This is a genomic window from Segatella asaccharophila (genome assembly GCF_054687055.1).
Genome location: NZ_BAACAN010000060.1, coordinates 1 through 777 on the forward strand (window position 1 = coordinate 1; position 777 = coordinate 777).

1 protein-coding gene is annotated in these 777 nt (G+C 49.8%); it reads right to left on the reverse strand.

Annotated elements, in window-relative coordinates:
• The coding region (locus ACYRYG_RS13295; RefSeq protein WP_460198487.1) for an ISL3 family transposase at positions 1–777 on the reverse strand (777 nt) is incomplete at both ends.

A 777-nucleotide genomic window follows, 5' to 3' on the forward strand; every position in this document is an offset into this window, starting at 1 on the left:
TGAGGCTGTCGACAAGGTTATACGCTTCTTTTATCTTTGGGTATAAAGAGAAGAGCAATCCGGCCCTGATCTTCTGTGTATCGCTCCAGTTGTTTCTGCTTACCCTCAGTAGTCCCCGGCTTCTTGTAAGCAGCTCGACTCCTGTATCGCCGTTGTCAAGTATCTCCGGCTTAAAGCGCTCATTGAGTCTAATTGGCTTCCTGCCACGCTTTCTGCCTTTATACCTCCTGGGATGTTTTTTGCGATAGTATTTACGCTGCTTCACCCTTTGCTCAAGTTTGTTTCTGAACTCCGCCTGTTTTTTACGCTGATCCTTTATTGCCTCACGCTTGCTGCGGAGACGGATTTCCTCCACCGCGTCACCGCATCGCTTGATGATATGGAAACAGTCGATCACTATTGTCGCATTAGGAAAGACTGCACTCACGATGGAATACATACTGTCGGAGAAATCCATGGTCACTTCCCTGACCTCAATACGCTTCTCCTGTGGTATCTGCATGAGGATACGGATTACCTCCGACGCCTTCGTCCCCCGTACGGCTGCAATCACTGTTCCGCGTCTCCCATGGCCATCCTTGTTGGACAGGATCGTGAACAGGTCTTCCTGCAGGGATGTCTCGTCTATGCTTAGCCTGGGACCCATGTTTTTCTCCAGTAATATCCAGTCGGATGCATGAGGCTTCTGCTCCCATTGCCGGAAGTCGCTCAGATAATCCTTGTATGACCGTTCAAGGCGATCCCCGTTAATCTTGTAGTAAGGTTCCAGCGAACGTG